This is a genomic window from Methylobacterium sp. UNCCL125, from assembly GCF_900116795.1.
GTDB classification, from domain to species: Bacteria; Pseudomonadota; Alphaproteobacteria; order Rhizobiales; family Beijerinckiaceae; genus Methylobacterium; species Methylobacterium fujisawaense.
Genome location: NZ_FPBW01000015.1, coordinates 12,417 through 34,579, shown reverse-complemented (window position 1 = coordinate 34,579; position 22,163 = coordinate 12,417). Strand labels below are relative to the sequence as shown.

The window sequence follows — 22,163 nt, the reverse complement described above, 5'->3', positions numbered from 1 at the left end:
ACCATGACGCTCGAACGCTTTCGGAACGTCGTTGCCGGCCGGTCATGCGAGAGCGCGACCGGACGCTGGCTGACCACGACAAACCCTTTCGACGGGCGTGATTGGGCCGAGGTTCCCCAATGCGGTCCGGAGGATTGCGCCGCCGCCATCGAGGCGGCTCACGCGGCCTTCGTACAGGGGCCGTGGCCGGCGCTGTCGGCCACGGCTCGCGGCAAGCTCCTGCGACGTCTCGGCGATCTCATCGCCCGCGACGCCGAGAAGCTCGCCGCCCTGGAGACGCGCGACAACGGCAAGCTTTACGCCGAGATGCTCGGGCAACTGCGCTACATTCCCGAATGGTTCACCTACTACGGGGGTCTCGCCGACAAGATCGAGGGCGGGGTTCTCCCGAACGACAAGCCGGACGTCTTCATCTACACCAAGCGCGAGCCCCTCGGCGTCATCGTCTGCATCACGCCCTGGAACTCGCCGCTGATGCTCCTCACCTGGAAGCTCGCGCCGGCCCTGGCCGCGGGCAACACCGTGGTCGTCAAGCCTTCCGAGTTCACCTCGTGCTCGACCCTGGCCCTGATGGACCTCGTGGCGGAAGCCGGCTTCCCGCCGGGTGTCGTCAACACCGTCACGGGCTTCGGAAGCGAGGTCGGGGCGGCCCTGGTCGAGCATCCCCTCGTCGCCAAGGTCGCCTTCACCGGCGGCGACGCCACGGGGGCGGCCGTCTACGCCGCCGCCGCCAAGGGCATCAAGCACGTCACGTTGGAACTCGGCGGCAAGTCGCCCAACATCATCTTCGCGGACGCCAACCTGGATCATGCCGTGAAGGGCGCGATCTCGGGGATTTTCGCGGCCTCGGGGCAGACCTGCATCGCCGGCTCGCGACTGCTGGTGCAGCGCTCGATCTATGCCGAGGTCTCCCAGCGCCTCGTGGCCTTCGCGACGCAGGCCAAGCTCGGCGACCCGATGGATCCTACGACCCAGGTCGGGCCGATCACCACGCAGCCGCAGCGCCGGAAGGTGCTCGACTACATCGAGATGGCGAAGGACGAGGGAGCACACTGTCTCCTCGGCGGCGGTAGCCCGTCCGCACCCGACCTCGCCGGGGGCTGGTTCGTCGAGCCCACGATCTTCGGCGACGTCTCCAACGACATGCGCATCGCCCGCGAGGAGGTGTTCGGACCCGTCCTGTCGATCATCCCGTTCGAGGACGACGACCACGCGGCCGAGATCGCCAACGACAGCATCTACGGTCTGGCGGCGGGCGTCTGGACCACGGACATACGCCGCGCCCTGACCATGGCCGACCGCATCCGCGCCGGCACGGTCTGGGTCAACACCTACCGGGCGGTCAGCTTCATGGCTCCCTTCGGTGGGTACAAGCGCAGCGGCATCGGCCGCGAGAACGGACAATCCGCCATCGACGAGTACCTCCAGACGAAAAGCGTCTGGATCAACCTCGCGAAGGACGTGCCGAACCCCTTCGTCATGCGCTGACGCGCGACGGCGCGCCCATCGAACCAACCGACAACAGAATCCGGCAAGGTGAGGAAACGCGATGCAGACCATCGATCACGGCAGCCATCAGGATATCCGCGATGCGGTCCAGTCCCTCTGCGCGGAGTTTCCGGCGGAGTATCACCGCAGGATCGACGAGGCGCGGGGCTACCCGGAAGCCTTCGTCGACGCCCTGACGAAGGCGGGCTGGATGGCCGCCCTCATCCCCGAGGAGTACGGCGGCTCCGGCCTTGGGCTGACGGAAGCCTCCGTCATCATGGAAGAGATCAACCGGTCGGGGGGCAATTCCGGCGCCTGCCACGGCCAGATGTACAACATGGGCACGCTCATCCGGCATGGGTCCGAGGAGCAGCGCCGCAAGTACCTGCCCCGGATCGCGGCCGGCGAGCTTCGCCTGCAATCCATGGGCGTGACCGAGCCGACCACCGGCACCGACACCACGCGGATCAAGACGACGGCAGTGCGCAAGGGCGACCGCTACGTCATCAACGGCCAGAAGGTCTGGATCTCGCGGATACAGCACTCCGACCTGATGATCCTGCTCGCCCGCACCACGCCCCTCGACCAGGTCAAGAAGAAGTCCGAGGGCATGTCGATCTTCCTCGTCGACCTGCACGAGGCGCAGAAGAAGGGCATGAAGGTCCAGCCGATCCTCAACATGGTCAACCACGAGACCAACGAGCTCTTTTTCGACGACCTCGAAATCCCGGCCGAGAACCTGATCGGCGAAGAGGGCCAGGGGTTCAAGTACATCCTCACCGGCCTGAACGCCGAGCGCGCCCTCATCGCCGCCGAATGCATCGGCGACGGCTACTGGTTCATCGACAAGGTCACCGCCTACACAAAGGAGCGCCAAGTCTTTGGTCGTCCCATCGGCCAGAACCAGGGCGTCCAATTCCCCATCGCCGAGAGCTTCATCGAGGTCGAGGCGGCCAACCTCATGCGCTACGAGGCCTGCCGGCTCTACGACGCGAACCTGCCGTGCGGGTCCCAGGCCAACATGGCCAAGTACCTCGCGGCAAAAGCGTCGTGGGAGGCCGCCAACGCCTGCATCCAGTTCCACGGCGGCTTCGGCTTCGCCTGCGAATACGACATCGAGCGCAAGTTCCGCGAGACGCGCCTCTACCAGGTGGCGCCGATCTCCACGAACCTGATCCTCTCCTACGTCGCCGAGCACGTCCTCGGCCTGCCCAGATCCTTCTGAGGGGAGCCTTCCGATGCGTGACGGACTTCCCCTCGACGGCCTCGTGGTCGTCGCCATCGAGCAGGCGGTGGCCGCACCGTTCTGCTCGTCCCGACTCGCCGATGCCGGCGCGCGCGTCATCAAGGTCGAGCGCCCCGAGGGCGATTTCGCCCGGGGCTACGACGACGTCGTGGCCGGCGGACAGAGCAGCTACTTCGTCTGGCTCAACCGCGGCAAGGAATCGGCGGTGGTCGATCTCGCAACCGAGGCCGGCAAGGAGAGCCTGCGAACCCTCGTTGCAGGCGCCGACGTGCTTATCCAGAACCTCAAGCCCGGCGCCCTCGACCGCCTCGGCTTCGGGACCGAGGCCCTCTGCCGCCAGCACCCCCGCCTGATCGCCTGCTCGATCAGCGGCTACGGCGAGACAGGGCCGCTCGCCAGCCGCAAGGCCTACGACCTGCTGATCCAGGCGGAGTCCGGCCTCTCCTCGATCACCGGAGGCCCCGACGAGCCGGCACGCGTCGGCATCTCCATCGTGGACATCGCCACGGGCGCCACGGCCCACGCGGCGATCCTAGAGGCCCTGATCGGCCGGGGGATCACCGGCCGGGGCGCCGACATCCGCATCTCGATGTTCGACGTGATGGCCGACTGGCTGACCGTGCCGCTGCTCCATCAAGAAGGCGGCCGGCCGCCCAAGCGCCTCGGCCTCGCCCACCCCTCCATCGCACCCTACGGCGTGTTCGCCACGAAGGACGGCAAGCGGCTGCTGATCTCGATCCAGAGCGACCGCGAGTGGGTGAAGTTCTGCACCCTGTTCGTCGGCGACGCGGCGGCCGGCAAGGACCCGCTCTTCGCGACCAACGTGGCACGAACCCGCAACCGCGCCGAGACCGATGCCATGGTCGCGCGCGCATTTGCGGGCCTCGACGAGGCGGCGGCGGTCGCCCGCCTGACGGAGGCCGACGTAGCCTTCGCATCCGTCAACGACATGGCGGCCCTCGCCACCCATCCGCACATCCGGCGGATCACCGTGGGGACGCCGTCCGGCCCGGTGGCCTTCCCGGCGCCGGCGGCACGGATCGAGGGTGTGGAGCGGGCTTACGGGACGGTCCCGGGCCTTGGGGAGCACGGGGGCGCTTGAGCCATGCCGCTACCCAATCCGACAAGGCCGCTTCCGGCGCGCGGGAGGCGCGGTTGACCTGCCTGGTATTGCTGCCCGGCCTGCTCAACGACGCAGACCTGTGGCGGGATCAGATCGACGCGCTGTCCGATATCGCGGACTGTTGGGTCGGAGACATCACCCAGGGCGAGACCATCGGCGAACTTGCCGAGCAGGTCCTGGCGTGGGCGCCGGCGACCTTCGCCCTGGCCGGGTTCTCCTTGGGCGGTTACGTTGCCCAGGAGGTGATGCGGCGGGCCCCCGAGCGAGTGACGCGGCTGGCGCTCCTCGATACGTCCTTTCGTGCGGATGCGCCGGATCGGGCCGCCGTCCGGCGCACCCTCGACAAGGCCGCCCGTTCCCCCGGCCGTTTCCACGGCTTCGGCGACCGCCTGCTCGCGACCTACCTCGATCCCGCGCATCTCACGGACGACCGCATCGTGACGCGCATCCGCGCGATGACCGAGCGGCTCGGTCCCGACGTCTTCGTCAGGCAGAACAACATCGCCCGCATCGACGGCGGCGACGTCCTGCGCGCGCTCGGCTGTCCGGTGCTCGTCCTGTGCGGCGCCAACGACCGCCTGACGCCGCCGGAGATCCATCGCGAGATGGCGGAACAGGCTCCCGGCGCCCGGCTCGTGATCGTTCCGGACAGCGGTCACATGACCCCCATAGAGGCGCCCGCAGCCGTCGCCCGAGCGCTTCGGGAATGGCTGCTCGATCCCGCAAGTCCAGCGTCGGAGAGACCGCAATGAAGGTTCTGGTGCCCGTCAAGCGGGTCGTCGATTACAACGTCAAGATCCGGGTCAAGGCCGACGGGTCCGGGGTCGACCTCGCCAACGTCAAGATGTCCATGAACCCCTTCGACGAGATCGCCGTCGAGGAAGCGATCCGCCTGAAGGAGAAGGGCAAAGCCACCGAGATCGTCGCCGTCTCCATCGGGCCGCAGCAGGCGCAGGAGACCCTGCGCACGGCCCTCGCCATGGGCGCCGACCGCGCCATCCTGGTGAAGACCGATGGGCTCGTCGAGCCGCTGGCGGTGGCCAAGATCCTCAAGGCCCTGGTCGCCAAGGAGTGCCCGGAGCTCGTCATCCTCGGCAAGCAGGCCATCGACGACGATTCCAACCAGACCGGCCAGATGCTGGCCGCCCTCCTCGACTGGCCGCAGGGCACCTTCGCGTTCCGCATCGAGTTCGGCGACGGCGCCATCGACGTGACCCGCGAGGTCGACGGCGGCCTGCAGACGGTGAGCCTCAAGCTCCCGGCCATCGTCACCACGGACCTGCGCCTCAACGAGCCGCGCTACGCGTCGCTGCCCAACATCATGAAGGCCAAGAAGAAGCCCCTGGAGGAGCTGACCCCCGACGCCCTCGGCATCGACGTCACGCCCCGGATCACGGTGCTGAAGACCGTGGAGCCGGCCGGGCGCAAGGCGGGCGTCAAGGTCGAGTCGGCCGCAGCCCTGGTCCAGAAGCTCAAGGTCGAAGCCGGGGTGATCTGACGCCCCGTCCGCAAAGCCCAAGCCTGCAAGCCCAAGCCCCGTGTGAAGCCCGGCGCCGCGACGGCGACGGGCTTCCGGCCCCGACACGTTTCGAGGATTTTCCCCGATGGCCACCCTTCTCTACATCGAGCACGATAACGGCGCGGTTCGCGATGCAAGCCTGAAGGCGCTCACCGCAGCGGCGGGGCTCGGCGCCCCCGTCCACATCCTGGTGCTGGGCTCCGGCAGCCGCACGGCCGCCGAGGCCGCCGCCAAGCTGGAGGGCGTCGAGAAGGTGCTGCTGTCCGAAGACGCCGTCTACGACCACGCGCTCGCCGAGCCCACCGCCGCCGGGATCGCCGCCATCGCGGCGGGATACGACGTGGTCATCGCCGCCGCATCGACCACGGGAAAGAACGTCCTGCCGCGGGTCGCCGCTCTCCTCGACGTGGCGCAGATCTCCGACATCATCACGGTGGTCTCGCCCGACACGTTCGAGCGGCCGATCTACGCCGGCAACGCCATCCAGACCGTGCAGGCGAAGGGAGCGAAGAAGGTCATCACCGTCCGCACCGCCGCCTTCAAGGCCGCCGTCGAGGGTGGGGCCACCGCTCCCGTCGAGGCAGTCTCCGGGGCCGCACCGGCGGCCGGCGCGTCGACCTTCAAGGGCGAGGAGATCGCGAAATCCGACCGGCCCGAGCTCGCCGCCGCGCGGATCATCGTCTCGGGCGGGCGTTCCCTCGGTTCGGCAGACAAGTTCAAGGAACTCATCGAACCGCTGGCCGACGCGCTGGGGGCGGCGGTGGGCGCCTCGCGCGCGGCAGTCGATGCGGGCTACGCCCCGAACGACTGGCAGGTCGGCCAGACCGGCAAGGTGGTGGCGCCGGACCTCTACGTGGCGGTCGGCATCTCGGGCGCGATCCAGCATCTCGCCGGCATGAAGGACTCGAAGGTCATCGTCGCCATCAACAAGGACGAGGATGCCCCGATTTTCCAGGTGGCCGATTACGGTCTCGTCGGCGACCTGTTCCTGATCGTTCCGGAGTTCCGAGCCGAGGTGGCTAAGGCCAGGGGACAGTGAGGGTGGTTCCGTCATGATGAAGCTCCGCACCCTGCTGTTCGCCCCGGCCGATTCCGAGCGGAAATGCACCAAGGCTCTCGCCTCTTCCGCCGACGGGGTCATCCTCGACCTCGAAGACAGCGTGGCGGCGAACGCGAAGGTGGAGGCGCGCATGGCCGCGAGCGCGTTCCTCGCTGCCGCCCCGGACAGGTCCCGCGCCATCGTACGGATCAATCCGCGGGATACGGACTGGTATCTGGGTGATCTCGCGGCCATCGCTCCCCGGGCGCCGGCCGCGATCCTCCTGCCGAAATGCACGGGGCCGGCGGATCTGGCCGCCCTCGACCACCACCTCGAAGCCCTGGAAGCCGTCTCGGGCTTGACCGTCGGCTCGATTGGCATCCTGGCGCTCGTGACGGAGACGGCGGCATCGCTACGCGACATGGCGTACGCGGGGGTGACGCCGCGCCTGCGTGCGCTCCTGTTCGGTGCCGAGGATCTCGCCGCCGATTTCGGCATCGCCCCCAGGTCTGCGGATGGCGCAATGACCGCGCCGGTCCTGGCTGCACGCGCCGCCCTCCTAATCGCCGCCGCACAGGCCCAGGTGCCGGCCATCGATACGCCATGGCCCGACCCGCGCGATCCCGATGGTCTGGCACGGGAGCTCGCAGCCGCTGCGCGCGATGGCTTCGCGGGCAAGCTCTGCATCCATCCCGACCAACTCGCCGCCGTGACCGACGCCTTCACGCCCACGCCCGAGCGCGTGCGCTGGGCGGAGGCCGTGCGCGACCTTTTCGCCGAGCGTCCGGCCTCCGGCGTCCTGGTCCTCGACGGGAAGATGGTGGATCGCCCCCACCTCAGGTTGGCCGAACGTATCCTGGCCTCCGCGGCCGAGGCTCCTTGAGCCCGCCACGGGCAACATTCCGACGATGACCGGTTCGACCGGTACGATGCCATGGGAGATTGTCATGACGGCGAGTGCGGGCGGCGCGGTGGATGTTGCGCATCTCAAGTCCTGGATCGGTCGGGTGCGCGAGGGCGAGGACGTCGTCACGCGCCGTATCCTGGCCGAGTACGACGCGACGCTGGCCCCCCACCTCGCGCCGGTGACGGCCGGAGAGGCGCCACCGGCGCTGCATTGGTGCCTCGCGCCGGAGACGCCCCGGGCGGAGGAACTCGGACCTGACGGCCATGCCGCCAAAGGCGGTTTCTTGCCGCCGGTCCCCCTGCCGCGGCGCATGTGGGCCGGTGGCGAGATCGAGACGCTCGATGCCCTGCACGAGGGCGACCATGTCCGGCGTCGCGAGATCGTGCGGGACGTGGTGATGAAGGAGGGGCGCAGCGGCCGCCTTTGCTTCGTGACCGTCGACCACGAGGTCACGACCGCACGCGGCCTCGCCATCCGCGAGCGCCAGGACATCGTCTACCGCGAGGAGGCCGGACAGGCGACCGCACCCGAGCCGGCACGGGGTACCCCGGCCGAGGGTGCCACGATCTGGTCCGTCCCGGCTTCGCCGACCCTTCTGTTTCGATACTCGGCTATGACCTTCAACGGGCATCGCTTCCACTACGACCAGCCCTATGCGACGCAGGTGGAGGGCTATGCCGACCTCGTGGTGCACGGTCCGATGCAGGTGAGCCTGCTGATGAACCTTGCGGCCGTGCTTCTGGGGCGGGTCCCTGCGCGCTTCACATACCGGGGCAAGTCACCGATGACGGCCAACCAGACGTTCAGGGTTTGCGGCCTCCGCGAAGCCGGGGGCGGATTCCGAGGGATGACCCTGGACGCGAACGGCACGATCTGCATGGAAGCCAGCGGGGCTTGAGGCCCGAGGTTCTCCGATCTGGACGACCGGGATCTCGACGCAATCCGTTTCGTCGGGGGGGGGGCGTCCTGGCAAGGGCGCGCAACGGTCGGCTCGTCAAGTTGAAAGGCGTCATGGCATGAACGCGCTCTCGGTCATTCTCGAAGCCTTCGCACCTATCGCAGGCCGGCCCATTCTCGATATCGGCTGCGGTCCCGGAGCGCTGGCAAAGGCCCTTGTCGCGCAGGGCGCAGTCGTAACCGGGATCGATCCGAACGCCGCGATGGTCACGGCGGCAGCCACCGCCGTGCCCGACGGTCATTTCGACGTGGCGTCGGCCGAGCTACTTCCCTTTCCGGATGCCTCCTTCGGGGGAGCGGTGTTTCTCAACTCCCTCCACCACCTGTCCGATGTGCGTACGGCTCTGCGCGAAGCCGCGCGGGTCGTGAAGGCGGACGCTCGCCTCGTCGTCGTCGAACCGCTGGCCGAAGGAAGCTTCTTTGACGCCCTTAGACCGGTCGAGGATGAAACTGAAGTCCGGCGTGCGTCGCAAGCCGCTCTTGAAGCCCTGATCGCATCGGCCGAATTCCGATGCCTGCGTGATGTGGTGTTCGACCGCGCCGACACATTTGGATCGCTGGCTCATTTCCTGGACCGCGTCCTGGCGGTGGATCCCGCGCGGGCCGAGGCGATTAGAAAAGACGCGCCCTCCATCACGTCGGCCTTCCTGGCAGCGGCGACGCGCGATCCGCAAGGTGCCTTCGTTCTGGTCCAACCGCTGCGTGCCTGTGTCCTCGAATTGCATTCCCGCAGATCCCGGGCGCCAATCTAAGTCAGCGCGAGGCGCGTGTCGGTGAGATCGGGCTCCGTGTCGGTTACGAGTCCGAGGCCGCGTTCAGCCGTGCCTACACCGATGGGTTACGGACGGCCACTACTGCTCATCTTCACGACCAGCCCCGATCACCATCGCGACCGGACAGGCCATGGAGAAGGGGATCACGCCTTACCCTCGGGCGAGACTTCACCGCCCATAATCGAAACTTTGCCCTGGCATGTGTGAAGACCGCAGGACAGATCGCGGTGCAATGCCGTTCGGTGTCGGCGCCGGCTAGGGCATACTCTTCAGACCTGTGGAAGCCGCGCGTAAAGGCGGACGGAACGCGAGCCGGGGAGGTGATCCGACCGTTCAGACAGGCTGCATCGGGAATGGTTGTTTGTCCTCGGACGGTGACAGGACGTCAGTTCGCAATCGCATCCTGAGATCGAGCCGCAAAAAGACGCGGCGATTTCCCGGGTTCGCAGCGGGTCATGGACGCGCAAGCGCTCATGACCGCTTATTGAAATTTCGGCCCGAGAGCGGACGGGCGGGATGCCACCCAACGCAGTCGTTGTGCGGCCGTCTGCTCAAGGCCGTCGACCAGCGATCCGGCTCCGCCGGGCGTCCTGGTCACGCCCGAGAAGGCACCACCGATGAGGCCGCCGGCGGCGGAGGTCAGCAGGTAAAGCACCACGAGGGTCGCCATCGCCCACGACATGAGGCCGTGCAGGTCGGCGGTGCCGGAGACGGGCTTTCCCGAGAGGCGGCCGGCGAGGAAGCCGCCGGCCTGCGCCGCGACGATGCCGGAACCGACGAACCAGATGCCGGCGCCCATCGACAGGGTCGGGGCGGCCGGGTTGTCGGCGACGGTGGTGCCGACGTCGGACAGGCCGACGACGACGCCAACCATGTTCAGGATGACCTGGGTCACCAGTGCAGTGACAGCGCCGGCGAAGATGGCCCCCCACGACACTTAATTCACGCCATCGGCCACGACCCGGTTGAACACGTATCGGATGGCGCGCCCGAACTTCTTCGGACCGAAGCCATCGACGAAGGCGTCCTGGATCGATGCGACCTCCCTGCCCACAGGGATGTCGCCTCGAACCCCGCTATCTGCCGAAAAAAGAGGCCCCGGCGGCGAGACGCCAACGCGGGGCCTTGAGGCTTATTCCAGACCTGAAGCGAGACCCTCACGGGACGTGCTCCGGACGTACTCAGCATATCGAATCAGGCGATTCGCGGCAAGCGACGGCATGTCAAGCAGCCCGAGCCGATGCCGGCGCGAACTGCCCGACCGCGGCCTGGATGCGCGTGCCGGCGGCCAGGGCGCACGCGGCATAGTCCGCCCCTGCGGCGCGACCCGCTTTGCCGCACTGGTCCAGGATGGCCGGGATCGCGACGGTGCCGGCGACCGGCGCCTCGGGCCGATGGGACGGCGCCCGGGCGATGGCGCGGGCCAGCCCGGCGACGACCAGGGCATCGACCTCGGCGTGCGTCACCAGCACTTCGAGCTCGGCGATCCGGGCCCGGGCCGCCTCGACCTCCGCCCGCAGCGCCTCGACCTCGGCCTGGCGTTCCTCGCGCCAGCGTCGGGCGCGATCCCGGGCGGCCTGCCGCTCGCGGGCGGCGCGGGCTGAGGCGGTGTCCGTGTCGGTCATGGTGCGGCTCTCGCTCATGGCGCCATTGAAGCACCCCGGCCAGAAAGTTTCCAATGGCTCGCCACCCGATCAGGCCGAGGCGCAGGGAGGCCCGGGAACGCCCCTCAATCTGGCCGGATGAAGTCGGGTCCGCGGCGACGGCGGGAGGTGCCGTGCCGGGCTTCTCTGCGCCTCGGAGGCGGGTGCGGGGCGGCGGCGGTAGCTCGACGGTTCTTACCCCCTGAGAAAAGGCGAAGCCCCTTGCGGGTAAGCCTGCCAACTGCGGAACCCTCCCAAAGCTGACGCGTGGCGAGCGCGAGCTTGCTCGTGCGAAGTCACGCGCTGAGGAACCCCTAGGAGCCTGTCTGAGTAACGGGGTTTGAAGCCGGGTAGAGGGGGCGAGACGGGAGCCGATGAGGGCGGATCAGCGGCCTCAGCGGCCTGCCTGTGCCAGCTTCAGGAGGTTGTGAGCCGTGCAGATCATCGCCCACTCGCCCCGGACCTGATCGAGCCCTCTCATCAGGAACTGCCGGAAGCCTCGGGCCTGCTTGATCTGCCCGAACACCGGCTCGACCACCTGCTTCCTGAGACGGTACCGACTGCGGCGCCCAGCCCGCTTCAGGCGGGCGGCCATCGCGCTCATCAACGGCATCTTGGTCAGCTTCCGGCGGCCGGCTGCGTCCGCCTCGCCATGACGCGCCCGGCCCGGAGCGAGGTAGCCCGTGATGCCCCGCTCCTTCAGCGCGGCGAGGTTCGCCTCGTTGGCAAAGCCGGCATCGCCCGAGACCTCCCGCGGCTTGCGCCCAAGATGAGCGCGGACCCCGTCCACAAGCGGCACGAGCGCGCGGTAGTCAGCCGCGTTGGTCACGAGGCGGTGCGAGACGATCACCTGATGCGCGGAATCGACCGCGATCTGGCCGTTGTAGCCCTGTATGAAGCCGTCACGCGTGGGCAGGATCCGGCTGTCGGGGTCGGTGAAGTTGCGCTGCGCCCGGTCGGGCGGACTGCCGTCTTCGCCGCGCAGTGGCCGCCCCTGCCAACGCATGCCCGACGAGGCGCCCGGCCCGCTCTCGTCCTCGGGATCGGGCGGATCAGCCGCCTCCGCCTCCAGCGCGGCCTTGGCGGCGCGGATCGCTTCCAGCCGCCGCTGCTTGTCGGCCATCCAGTCCGGCGTCTCGTCGCCCCGACGACCGGCACCGTGAGCCTGATTCTCCGCCGCGTCAGCCTCGTGCGCGCGCTCCAGCCAAGCGTCCACCTCAGCGGCCAGGGCCGGCTCGGCCGTCTTCATCCGTCCGTAGCTCATCGCCTTGTGGCGTGAGGCGTTCGCCTTCAGCTTGGTGCCATCCACCGCCACGTGAGCGAACTCGACCAGACCGGCCGCCCGACACAAGCGCAGCACCTGCACGAACAGGTCCGACAGGGCCGCGAGGTGGCGCTTACGGAAGTCGGCGATGGTGCGGAAGTCGGGCCGGTTCAGGCCGGTGACTGCCATGACGTCGACCCGCTCCTCACAGGCGCGGGCAAGCTGACGCGAGGAGTACAGGCCGCGGCTATACCCGTAGAGCAGGAGCGCCACCATCATGCCGGGATGGTAGGGTGGGTAGCCGCGCTCCTCCGTGTAGGTGTCGAGAATGGCCGAGAGATCGAGCGCCTCTCGCACCGTGTCGCGCACGAAGTGCGCCATGTGCCCGGGTGGCACGAACTCGTGCAGCGAGGGCGGCAGCAGCCAGCCCTGATCGACGTCCCACGCGCGAAACACCTTGGCCATGAGCCGAGTGAATCACCCCGCAGCCAATCCGTCGAGACACTTACTCGGACAGGCTCCTAGGGACCCAGAAGGGGTCCCCCTAGCTCACTACGTTCGCCTACCTCCGGTGGTGGGAACCCTCTATATCTCCCTTGACTGCCTCAGGCGCGATTTCGCATCCCCATGAGTTTGAACGCCTATTGCCGTTTTCCTACGTGAGGTCCACCATGGTGATCAGGATCGCCTCGGACTTCGCCATGCTGACTTTCTCCCGTCACCTCGCCCGCACCCTCGTCCTGTCCTCGAAGATGCCGATCCACCTCGACGGCGAGCCCGTCCCAGCGGGAGACCGCGTCGACGTGAAGGCCGTCCGGCTCGCGTTGGCGGTGCTGTCCCGGGCCGCGGGCCGGGAGCTCGACCGAGGGGATTGGCTCGACGCCAGGTGGGATCACGAGCACCTCGCCGGCCGCCCCCGCGAGACGGTTACGGTCCCGCTCGCGCGGCTGCGGGTCGACCTCGGCAAGGTGACGCTGGGCGGGCTCGTCGAGGCGCATGGCCGGGCCGCCAACATCCGCGCCTCCATCGTGGGCGAGCCTGCGCTCGGCGAGGTCGCGATCCTGGATGCCGGCGTCCACGAGCAGGCCGGGGCGGTCAAGGCACGCGTCGCGAAGGCGGCCAAGTCGCTGGACTTCCGCGTCGACCGCTCGCTCGCCGCCATCGCCCACCCGCACGCCGACGCCACCGACGACGAGCTCGATCCCGCGCCGTTCGGGTACGACCCGCGCGTCATGGCCGCGTTCGCCTGCCGCTACAGCCCGGTCGTCTACCTGCGCCTGCTGGCGTGGACCGAGGATCTGGCTTCACTGCCGAAGGCATGGCGGCCGCGCCGGCGCCGGGGCGGCGACCTCACGCTGGAGATCCGGTCCGTCGACATGCAGCAGGCCCTCGGCGCGTCCGGCATGGCGACGCCGTCCGCCATCGAGCAGCAGCTCCTCCGGCCGGTGGCGGAGGACCTCGCCCGGGTCGGGCTGGCCTTCGACTGGGCCTACGAGCGCTCGCCCATGAAGAACGCGGTCAAGTGCCTGCGCTTGAGGGTCTCCGGCCCGCGGGATGCGCGTCCCCCGGAGAGGACGCGAACCCCGACGGCTATGCGGCCTCCGCGGACTCCTCGTCCGGGTCCGACGGGTCTGCGGTCGCTGCGTCCGTCGATCCAGCCAGGACGATGACCTCGGCGCCGCCCTCGACCGGCGGCGGCGGGTTCGCCTGCAGTGTGATCTGCTCGTCCATGTCGAGGGTGTCGGCGAGCCACCGGGCCGTCCCGTTCTTCCCGAACCTTCCCGCGATCCGGCCGAGGCGCTCCATGACCGCGTCGCGGGTCGCGAGCTCGGCGTCGACGCGCGCAGCCCGTGTCCCGACCTCGGCCACCACCTTGTCGCCCTCCTCGGTGCGGGCGTAGCCCCCGGCGGGCTGGGCGCCGCGACCGAGGTACTCGACCGTGTCGACCTCGCGGCCGGTGACCGCGTAGGCGGCCACGACGTGGTCCCGGAGCCCGGCCTCGGGGACGTAGGCCGGCACCTGCCGGACAGCCGCCTCGCCGCCGTCGACCTCCACCTTGACCGCCACCATGCCCTTCGACCAGCGGCCGGACATGTCGGCGCCGTCGAGCCCGAGCTCGTGCAGCACCGCGGCCGTGGCGCCCTTCAGGCGCGAATCGAATGCCCGATCCTCGATGACGCCGGCGTCGGCGATGCCGGTCCGCCTGATCGCGTCGAACAGCGCCCCGACGCGGGCCGGGTCGGCGAGATCGCCCATGCTGACGACATCGTCGACGACGAAGCCATGGGGCAGGACCTTCGAGCCCGCGATCCACAGCGGGGCCTCGCCGACCCGGTAGACCGGGCGCAGGCGGCCGGCGAACTGCTGCAGCTCCTGCTCGCGGAACTGGTCGCAGATCGTCCGCGCCCAGCGTCCCGCGTACTCCGAGACCGTGACGGTGACGCTGCCGCCGTTCCGGAGCGGGTGGGTGCGCCGGACCTGGGGGCAGCGGATGGGGATGGCGTGGCCGTACTCGTCGGCGGCCAGGGTGCCGTCGTCGTTGTGCAGGTAGCCGTCGCCCCAGTGGTCGATTGGCGGTTCCGGCTCGGGGTCGTCGTAGGTCGCCGCGGCGACGATGCCGTCGATGACCCGGATCGGGAACTCGTGCCTTCCGACCGAGAACGCCACCAGGTGCTCGCGGGCGAAGTCGAGGCCGCGGATCGCGCCGTAGTGGGCCCAGTCCACGTTGGGCGCCTCGCCCCAGGTGTCCATCAGTGCGGCCCGGACGGACTTCGGCGCGCCGACTAGGACGCGGCCATTGGCGTACAGCAGCGACGCCGCGGTGATGGCGTGCCGCACCTGCCGGAGCGTCCCGGCGACCGCGCGGCGCGCCTTCTTGTCGGCGCCGGCGCGGACCATGTCGAACGCGCCGGTGTGCCAGGTGCGGTCGGCGAGGAGCACGGTCCGGAGGTTCAGCTTGGCGTCGAGGTGTGTGAGCTTCACATCCCGGCCGCCCCAGCACTTCGAGGTGAGGTCCTCGTCGGCCGAGGCGTCGAGCAGCAGGATCGGCTTCTCCGTGAAGTTCGGCTCCGCGCGCCACGAGATGCGGATGGTGGCGCCGCCGTCGAGGCTCTGGATACGGAAGTCGCGGTCGCCCCGGGCCTGGCCGAGGATGGGGTTCCCGTCGCGGTCGAGCCGGTCCCGGCCGCCGTTGAGGCTGCGGATGACCGCGTCATGCTTGAGGGCCGAGAGGCGCTCCGCGATGATCGTCCAGAGGCGCCACTCCTCGCGCAAATGCTTGCCCTTCGGGCGCTCGGCGAGATTGCGGATGGCGTCCGAGTTCATGCCCGGATGCAGCTTCCGACCGGCATCCTGTGCGCGTCCGACGACCTTGATCGCGTCCTCGACCAGGCCCTCGGCCCGCTCCATCCCGTGGTCGGCGACGAGGCCGGCCGCCGGGTCGTAGCCGCCGCGGATGGCCTTGGCGACGGAGCGCGCCGCGGCCTCGCGGGAGGCCGCCAGGTCCTCGCCGGCGACGCCCTTGTCGCGCTTGTAGACCCGCGGCGGGGCCCGGTGCACTTCGAGCGTCGCGGTCGGGAGCGTGTCCCAGCGCAGGATCTCGGCCCAGCACCGCTCGTCGACGATGACGCCGGCGGCGTGGTCCAGCAGCCCGCCCGGCAGGGACGGGGTCGTCAGGAACGAGGTCGGCGCCAGGATGACGTCGGCCTCGCCGATCTTCTTCCGGGCGGCGATGACGGGGCACGTCTCGTAGTGCGGGCAGAACCGCTCCTCGGACCCGCCGACGCCGTCATCGACCGTGGCCTTGCACAGGTTGGCGGTCGAGATACCGGCGGCGCGGAGGACCTGCTGGTCGGCGGCGCGCAGGCAGCCGCCGCGCTCCTTGCCCTCGATGATGAGGTACCGCGTGCCCTGCGGCAGGTCGCGGGCGGCCGCCTCGGCGTTCCGCCGGAACACGGCCTGCGCGCCGCGCTTCGAACCGTGGAAGCGGTTCACGTTCTCGGCGATGTTGTCGTAGCTCGGCTGCAGGTAGACGATGGCGCCGCGGCGGCGGCCACCCTCGGCCATCGGCCCGGTGATGGGCCCGTTCTCGGCGAGGTCGTCGGTCGTGACCTTCACCGCCGTCGAGCTCTTGCCCGATCCCGTCGGCGTTCGGAGCAGCCACACCGGGCGGACCGGCGCGTCCTTCCCGAGCGGGAAGTCCTGGCGCACCATGCGGTGGAACCCTTGGAACACGTCGACGATGGCCGTGCTCAGGCGCAGCGCCTGCTCGCCGCGGTCGGCATCCGAGATCAGCGCGCGCTCGCGGGCCAGGGCGGGATCGGCCGGCTCGAACGCGACGTCCTGGGTGCGGACGCGCTCCCGGGGCAGCCATGCGAGATCGTCCGATCCGAGCCGCTCGACCGCGTGGGGGACGACGGGGATGGCTGACACCCGGCCGGTGGCCTCGTCGCGGACGATGCCGCGGGCCTGGATCTCGCCCCTCGCCAGCTTGGCTGCGGCGCTATCGATGCGCTCCCGGCAGCCGCGGGCGAGCTCGGTCGAGCTCTTGAAGCGGTCGCCGCCGGCGGCGAACAGGTCGCTCACCTCGGCGATCAGGTGCCCCGTCAGGGTGTAGCGCCCCTCGTCCGTCAGGGCCATGCCGGCGTTGCGGGCGACGTAGACGAATGCGCGGGAGTGCAGGAACGCCTCGCGGCCGGCGACGATGCGGCCCTGTGCGTCCCACGTCACCCCGGCCATCGCGGTGTTCACGGCGGGGCGGACGAAGCCGGAGGCGGTTACGAGCGCCGGATCGAGCGCCACGCCTTCGCCCCAGCGCACGGCGTTCCGCAGGCCGGGGACGATGATGCCGGCCGCATCGATGGCCGAGATCAGGGCCTCGACCTGGGCCTGGGTGATGACCGGGGCAAGCTCGGGGCCGTGGGTGTCAGGGCGGCAGGCGCCGACCCAACGGAAGTGCGCGCCGGTCTTGTGGTGCGCGCCGAAGGCGGTGGTGGGCTTCCGGTCGGCGAGGACCTCGATGGCCTGATCCTCGCCGTCGGCTCCCTTGGCTTCCAGGGCGTGCGCCCTGTTCCGCACCGGGTCGGCGACGTCGGAGCGGTAGATCAGCACGATGCGCGGCGCGCGCCCGACGCGGCGGAATTCGGTGCGCCCGAGGTACTGGTCGACGAGCCGCAGGATGGTCTCGGAGATTGCCGGGTCGCTGACGTCGATGTCCAGCGTCAGGGCGCGGCCCGAGACCGCGCCCATGATGAGGGCCGTGTTCGCCCTGTTGTCGCGGCTCTCGCTGTTCGCCCACCATGTCAGCTCGTCGAGCGTGGGCAACCTCTCCTGGTAGGGCTTCCACTCCAAGCCCTTCCGGCCGCGTTCCGGCTGGAGGACGAGGATCGGGCCACGGCGACCGCGGCGAGCCTGCGGAAACAGTGACCATCCGTTGGCGACGCAGGCCGGGGCGATGGCGCGGAAGCCTTGGCGCTGCTCCTCAAGGTCCCACGCGAGCCGGCGCTCGCGCTCCTCGTCGGCGGCGATCTGCGCGGCGCGGGCAGCGGCCTCGGCCTCGCGGTCGACGACGGTGGCGGGACGGGCAGCGACCACGCTCGCGCCAAACTTGGCCGCGATGGCGTCCATGACGGACGCGGGGAGCGCGCCGTCCGGGTTAGGAAGATCTTCAGACCGCACGTGCCTCGCCCCAGAATGAGTGGTTTCGCGTCATTTCAAGTCTGGATTGGGCGGCGACTTCTGAACGACGTTCAACTTTGCCTTGACAGCAAATCGAATCCGATCGGTCCCGTCCCACAGACCAGGGTACGGAAGTCGAAGCATGCGTCAACGGTCGATCTTCCGGGTGCGGCGATCCCGACGGCCCCTCGTCCAAAGTTGATGCCAGGTCGCGCCCGGGAAAGCTTCGGGGCCGGCAAGGATGCCACGGCCTATTCTTCGGACCTGCGTATGTTTTTGACGCAATCGGCATCGGGCGGGTCGATTGCGTGTGACTTCCGCTTGTTGAATCCGGGCCGGAGGATTGTCATCCATTCCTATGGAACAAGTCGCTACCTCGTGCGTTGGCTCCGCCCCTCGGCGGAAGGAAACCGAGAGCCATAAGCGGCGCTCGGCGCACTCGCTGCCCATCAAGGTCTCCCTCGCCGCCCACATCCAGGCCGCCGTTCAGGGCATGCCGACGGGCAAGATCGCCCGGCTGGTCGATGGCCCGGACGACGACGGCAAGAACGTCCGCCGCGAGATCGGCGTCATCCGCTCCGGGCGCCCGGAGCGGATCGCCGGCATCGGGTTCGAGCGGTACCTGGTCTTCTGCGAGAGCCTGAAGGTCGATCCCGCCCTTGCCATGACGGGGGCGCCGCCTGTCCGGCGTCGGGTGCACTGATGGCCCACCTCGGCATCGACCTCGGCAAGAACGGCGCATGGGCCCTGCTCGACGACGCGGGCCGCCTCGTCGACGCCGACCACTTCCCCCTCGACGCGACCGGCGAGATCGACGCGGCCGCGCTGCACGGCCGGCTCTCCGCCGTCACCGCCGGGATCAGCCCGATTCGGGCGACCGTCGAGAAGGTCGGCTCGATGGGCGCCTCGAAGGGCGGCCGGAAGCAGGGCGTGCAGGGCATGTTCAACTTCGGGCGCCGCCTCGAGGCCGCGTTCGCCGCCGTCGACATCCTCGGGCTGCCCGGGGACGAGGTCGCCCCAGACGTCTGGAAGCGGGCCTGCGGCGTCTCGGCCGACATCCCAGGGGACGGTAGGCGATCAGTCCCCGCTGGATAGTGCCCCCACGCCACGGCGCGGGCATTCGTCGACCCCGACCATCTCGCCGTAGAGAGAGAGGCTCTCCGGTCGCTTGGCGTCCTGTGTGACGATGTACGACCCGCACCGGCCATCCGGCATGTCCCAGCGGCCGCCGAAACCCGGGGACGCCCCGCGGGTGCCCTCGCCGGTCCCGACGGCCCGCCGGAGGACGCGGCCAGTGCGGGGATCCTGGAGCCCGCATTCGACGCGCACGCGCCACCGGCCCGAGCGTCCAGGCTCGCCGTCGACGTAGCCGTATCGCTGCAGCCCGCCCGGCGCCGGCTCCGTGACGGCCCAACGCCAGCCGCTGTCGAAGCCCGGCCAAAGCTCGGCCGAGAGCGCCGCGCCGGGAACGAGGACGGCAAAAGCAAGGATAGCGACGCGCATTCTTCGGTTCCTTCAGAGAGGGTTGACGGCCCACGCCGTCCCGTCGGCGGAGAGGATCACGAGGGCGGCCGCGCTCACCGGCGTGCCGTCCTCAAGCGTGAAGCGGGGCCCCCGGTAGGGGCAGAAGCGGACCCTGACCGCCCCGGTTGGGATCGCGCTCGATTCGATGGGGACGCCGCGGACGGTCGCGACGACCTCCCGGGCCCGGCGGGCCTGGATGCGGCGAACCCCGGCGGCGGAAACCCGGAACTCGGCGTCCGCCAGGGTGAGGGTCTCGATGTGGCTGACGACGCGTCCCTGGGCGCGGACGGACCAGGCCTTCCGCGTGAGGTTCCGGTAGGCCTCTACAGCCAGGGTAGCGGGGGGAAGCACAGCGCGACCGCCTCAGCCTCGCGGGCCATCCGAAGGGCGTCCTCGCGCCGGAGCCGACCTGCCCCGTCGAGGGCGATGATGCGCTCAATGCGAAGGGTGGCCGCGATGCCGACGAGCCCGCAGGCCCGGCGCGTGATCCACGCCGCGCGGGTGCGGTCGCGGATCGCGTGGAGGTCCTCAGGCTGCATCGGAGGCCTCCTGCTCAGCCGGGGCGGCGTCCGCCGGCAGGGCGTCGCGGATCGCACGGACGGCATCGACGACGGCGAGGGCATCCACGCCGTGGAGCCCGCCCGCCATGGCCACGCGAGCCACGTTGAGGCAGAGGGTCGCGAGCTGCTCGCGGCGGACTGTGGTGCTTTCGGTCAGCATGACGTGTCTTCAGGGATCAGTGGCGGGGGGCGGCTGCGGGACCTTCGTCCCGAGCCTGCAGGACGACTTCCACGAGGCGGACGAGCCGGCGGATCGAGCCCCCCGGCCACGCCTCGGCTAGGGACGCCATCTCGACGGCGTCGAGCGCGCCCCACCGCTCGTCGAGCCCCTGGCGGCGGCAGACCTCCCGGGCGATCTGCGGAGCGAGCGTGCCGAGATGGTCCGCCGTCGGCTCCTCGACCCGGGCGACGACCATGCGGTCGCGCAACGGCGCCGGCAGGTTGGCTGCCTCGTTGGCCGTGCAGAGGAACACCACGCCGGTCAGATCGACGGGGGCGCACAGAAAGGTCGACGGCCAGGCCTTTGCCGTCTCGGGCTCCCACTGCCCGAGCAGGACATCGTGCAGCTTGCCACTGTTGGTTTCACGGGACCCGCCCGCCTTCTCGACTTCTTCGAGGACGGCAGAGAACGTCCTAGACTTGAACTCGATGAATGCTGCCGTGAGAAAGTCTAACTGAGCGCTATTCCATCTGATGGGGGTACCTCCATAGCTGTTGTCCGCTGCATTATCGCATTGGAAGCGCTTCATCGGGATGCGGGAGATCTCGGCGACCGAACGGCACATGGCGCTCTTGCCTGCGCCCGGGGGGCCGTCGGCGCACACGACAGCGTGCCCCCAGAACTCGCGGCTGCCCTGGCTGCGGCGGATGGCCCGGAAGAACGCGCGCCCGTTCGGGTGCCGGGCGAGCAGCGCCCGCTCCCACGCATCCCAGTCGGCCGGCACCGGCACGCCCGGCAGCGGCTCATCCAGGACGTCCGCGAGGATGCGTCGAAGCTCCTTCTGGTTGTCGGACCGCCCGACACCCTCCAGGATGCTCGACGGGAACAAGACCGCGCTGCCGGGTTCGGCCGCCGGAGGCCGCCGGGCCTTCAGCGAGCGCTTGAGCCCGGCGGCCTCCGGGGCGGCTTGGGCGTTCTGCGGCGCGTAGGCATGTCGAGACAGGATCGCCCGGCCGTAGTCCCGCCACTCGGCGAACGGCGTCGCAAGCCCGTCGCGCCGACGCCGGAGATTGACCTTGGCCCCGAGCAGCGACGCGCCGACGGCGGTCTCCATCAGCCCGCCCTGGTCTGGCTTGTTCTGCCGGCCAGCCTCACGCCACAGGAGCGCCGGCATCCGCGAGACCGCCAACCTGTTCCCGGCTAGGGACAGGAGCGTGTCGAGGCGGTCCCGTAGGAGCAGCACAGCGTCGACGGTGTCGAAGGCGAGGTCGAGGTCGTGGTCTTCGGCCGCCCGGGCGTCGAGCAGTCTGTGGAGCTCGCCGGACGCGGTAGCCACCCGCCCAGGGAACTCGCGCCCGCCGACACCATGGATGTCGTCGAGGGCATGCCCGCAGGTCGCCCAAAGGCTCCAGACGAGCTCGGTGAGAACGCGCGACCCGCCGCACTGGAGGAGGAGATCGTCGGGGTCGGGCGAGAGGACGCCTGGGTAAAAATACGCCAGCGCCGCGTAGAGGTCGCGAGGCAGGCTCCCCGCATACGGGGGCGTGCCGAGAAGGAGCGCGCGCACGTGCGGCGGCACCCCGAAGATGGGGAGGTGGGTCGTCATGTCGGTTTCCTGCGTCCGTAGAAGCGGGCCCCCGGCTCAAGCCGAGGCAGTCCCGTGGGGCGAAGCTAACCCTAAAACCCTAAGGAGAGGTTAAGCCTCGCCATCGAGGGCGGGTGCACGGTGCTCGGAACGCTCGGCGACGAGGCGGTAGACGAGCGCGCGAGCCTGCTGGGCGATGACGTACATCGTGGCGTCGACGTCGCCCCCGACGGGCGGACCGGCGAAGGCGGGATGCCTCGGGCGTAGACCTGAGCTATTACGGATGTCGTTGGTCTTCAGCAGCCGGGCGCAGGCCAGCATCATGTCGCCGGTGACCCGGGGCCATGGCTCGGCGGCGGCCTCGCCGAGGGCGCGCAGGATCGGCGCCGGGAGTCCGTAGCGGCCTATGCGGTCTCGCTGGCAGGTCCGGGGATTCAGTCCGGTGACGAGGGCGAGCGCCTGCACCCATTCCGGTCCGAACACGTCGCGCGCCGCGACGTCGACGGCCTCCAGGATGTCCGGCGCGATGGCCTTGGCCTCGTGCTCGCGGCCGCCGGCCGTCGCCGTGCGGCCATGGAAGGTGACAGGCTCACCGTCCAGGGTCCCGACGCAGACGCCGTCGGCGGGCTGGGGCATGGGTCGGAGGACGAGGCGGGGCATGCGGGGCTCCTGATACGCGGAAGGGCGGTCCCGGTCGGG

Annotated in this window: 21 protein-coding genes and 1 pseudogene; 12 read left to right on the top strand and 10 right to left on the bottom strand. The window is 69.8% G+C overall.

The window, feature by feature from the left end:
* Positions 1-3: 3 nt before the first annotated feature.
* From BM396_RS16380 to BM396_RS16340, 9 genes are all read left to right on the top strand, one after another.
* Positions 4-1,488 (top strand): aldehyde dehydrogenase, encoded by a 1,485-nt coding sequence (locus tag BM396_RS16380; RefSeq protein WP_043387129.1) that lies wholly within the window; start codon positions 4-6, stop codon positions 1,486-1,488.
* 61 nt (positions 1,489-1,549) lie between these two features.
* A complete protein-coding gene (locus tag BM396_RS16375; protein WP_043387127.1) occupies positions 1,550-2,713 on the top strand; it encodes an acyl-CoA dehydrogenase family protein in 1,164 nt (387 codons plus the stop codon).
* 13 nt (positions 2,714-2,726) lie between these two features.
* Positions 2,727-3,836 (top strand): CaiB/BaiF CoA transferase family protein, encoded by a 1,110-nt coding sequence (locus tag BM396_RS16370; RefSeq protein WP_043387125.1) that lies wholly within the window; start codon positions 2,727-2,729, stop codon positions 3,834-3,836.
* Positions 3,833-4,609, top strand: coding sequence for an alpha/beta fold hydrolase (locus tag BM396_RS16365; RefSeq protein WP_244538885.1), 777 nt, complete (start codon positions 3,833-3,835; stop codon positions 4,607-4,609). The genes BM396_RS16370 and BM396_RS16365 overlap by 4 nt, the downstream gene beginning before the upstream one ends.
* On the top strand, positions 4,606-5,355 hold the full coding sequence (locus BM396_RS16360; protein WP_043387121.1) for an electron transfer flavoprotein subunit beta/FixA family protein: 750 nt from the start codon (positions 4,606-4,608) through the stop codon (positions 5,353-5,355). Before BM396_RS16365 ends, BM396_RS16360 begins: the two co-directional genes overlap by 4 nt.
* 106 nt (positions 5,356-5,461) lie before the next feature.
* Complete coding sequence (locus tag BM396_RS16355) at positions 5,462-6,415, top strand: electron transfer flavoprotein subunit alpha/FixB family protein (protein WP_043387119.1); 954 nt, start codon at positions 5,462-5,464, stop codon at positions 6,413-6,415.
* Between the two features lie 13 nt (positions 6,416-6,428).
* Positions 6,429-7,298, top strand: coding sequence for an HpcH/HpaI aldolase/citrate lyase family protein (locus BM396_RS16350; protein ID WP_244538884.1), 870 nt, complete (start codon positions 6,429-6,431; stop codon positions 7,296-7,298).
* 64 nt (positions 7,299-7,362) lie between these two features.
* Positions 7,363-8,220, top strand: a complete 858-nt coding sequence (locus BM396_RS16345) for an HTD2 family dehydratase (RefSeq protein WP_091994865.1) — start codon at positions 7,363-7,365, stop codon at positions 8,218-8,220.
* A 118-nt stretch (positions 8,221-8,338) separates the two neighbouring features.
* Positions 8,339-9,031, top strand: a complete 693-nt coding sequence (locus BM396_RS16340; protein ID WP_043387117.1) for a class I SAM-dependent methyltransferase — start codon at positions 8,339-8,341, stop codon at positions 9,029-9,031.
* A gap of 556 nt (positions 9,032-9,587) precedes the next feature.
* Here BM396_RS16340 and BM396_RS16335 read toward each other — a convergent pair.
* The 3 genes and pseudogenes from BM396_RS16335 to BM396_RS16325 all read right to left on the bottom strand — a co-directional run.
* Positions 9,588-9,989 (bottom strand): annotated as a pseudogene (locus BM396_RS16335) (PhnA-like protein); the annotation flags it as partial.
* 286 nt (positions 9,990-10,275) lie between these two features.
* Positions 10,276-10,677: a hypothetical protein gene (locus BM396_RS16330; RefSeq protein WP_139239504.1), complete on the bottom strand. Its 402-nt coding sequence runs from the start codon at positions 10,675-10,677 to the stop codon at positions 10,276-10,278.
* A 412-nt stretch (positions 10,678-11,089) separates the two neighbouring features.
* Positions 11,090-12,424 (bottom strand): IS1182 family transposase, encoded by a 1,335-nt coding sequence (locus BM396_RS16325; RefSeq protein WP_091994862.1) that lies wholly within the window; start codon positions 12,422-12,424, stop codon positions 11,090-11,092.
* 206 nt (positions 12,425-12,630) lie between these two features.
* On the opposite strand from BM396_RS16325, the gene BM396_RS16320 reads away from it, so the two are divergent.
* Entirely contained in the window at positions 12,631-13,629 is a 999-nt protein-coding gene (locus BM396_RS16320; protein WP_043387714.1) for a hypothetical protein, read from the top strand.
* Here the strand turns inward: BM396_RS16320 and BM396_RS16315 are convergent.
* Complete coding sequence (locus BM396_RS16315; protein ID WP_043387716.1) at positions 13,550-17,584, bottom strand: bifunctional DNA primase/polymerase; 4,035 nt, start codon at positions 17,582-17,584, stop codon at positions 13,550-13,552. The genes BM396_RS16320 and BM396_RS16315 overlap by 80 nt on opposite strands.
* Before the next feature lie 409 nt (positions 17,585-17,993).
* Here BM396_RS16315 and BM396_RS16310 point away from each other — a divergent pair, with 409 nt between their 5' ends.
* Both BM396_RS16310 and BM396_RS16305 read left to right on the top strand, forming a co-directional pair.
* Positions 17,994-18,338, top strand: a complete 345-nt coding sequence (locus BM396_RS16310; protein WP_043387717.1) for a hypothetical protein — start codon at positions 17,994-17,996, stop codon at positions 18,336-18,338.
* Entirely contained in the window at positions 18,338-18,730 is a 393-nt protein-coding gene (locus BM396_RS16305) for a RuvC family protein (protein WP_043387719.1), read from the top strand. Before BM396_RS16310 ends, BM396_RS16305 begins: the two co-directional genes overlap by 1 nt.
* On the opposite strand, the gene BM396_RS16300 is transcribed toward BM396_RS16305, so the two are convergent.
* From BM396_RS16300 to BM396_RS16275, 6 genes are all read right to left on the bottom strand, one after another.
* On the bottom strand, positions 18,713-19,138 hold the full coding sequence (locus BM396_RS16300) for a hypothetical protein (protein WP_043387720.1): 426 nt from the start codon (positions 19,136-19,138) through the stop codon (positions 18,713-18,715). The two genes, BM396_RS16305 and BM396_RS16300, sit on opposite strands and share 18 nt — an antisense overlap.
* Before the next feature lie 12 nt (positions 19,139-19,150).
* Entirely contained in the window at positions 19,151-19,510 is a 360-nt protein-coding gene (locus tag BM396_RS16295) for a hypothetical protein (protein WP_043387721.1), read from the bottom strand.
* Positions 19,483-19,698: a hypothetical protein gene (locus tag BM396_RS16290; protein WP_043387723.1), complete on the bottom strand. Its 216-nt coding sequence runs from the start codon at positions 19,696-19,698 to the stop codon at positions 19,483-19,485. The genes BM396_RS16295 and BM396_RS16290 overlap by 28 nt, the downstream gene beginning before the upstream one ends.
* The gene (locus BM396_RS16285) at positions 19,688-19,879 is read right to left on the bottom strand and encodes a hypothetical protein (protein WP_043387724.1); all 192 of its coding nucleotides are present in this window, start codon (positions 19,877-19,879) and stop codon (positions 19,688-19,690) included. Before BM396_RS16285 ends, BM396_RS16290 begins: the two co-directional genes overlap by 11 nt.
* Positions 19,880-19,895: 16 nt before the next feature.
* Positions 19,896-21,485 carry an AAA family ATPase gene (locus tag BM396_RS16280; protein ID WP_051976273.1) on the bottom strand — a complete coding sequence of 530 codons (1,590 nt, stop codon included), beginning with the start codon at positions 21,483-21,485 and terminating at the stop codon, positions 19,896-19,898.
* A 90-nt stretch (positions 21,486-21,575) separates the two neighbouring features.
* The gene (locus BM396_RS16275; protein ID WP_051976274.1) at positions 21,576-22,124 is read right to left on the bottom strand and encodes a hypothetical protein; all 549 of its coding nucleotides are present in this window, start codon (positions 22,122-22,124) and stop codon (positions 21,576-21,578) included.
* Positions 22,125-22,163: the final 39 nt, after the last annotated feature.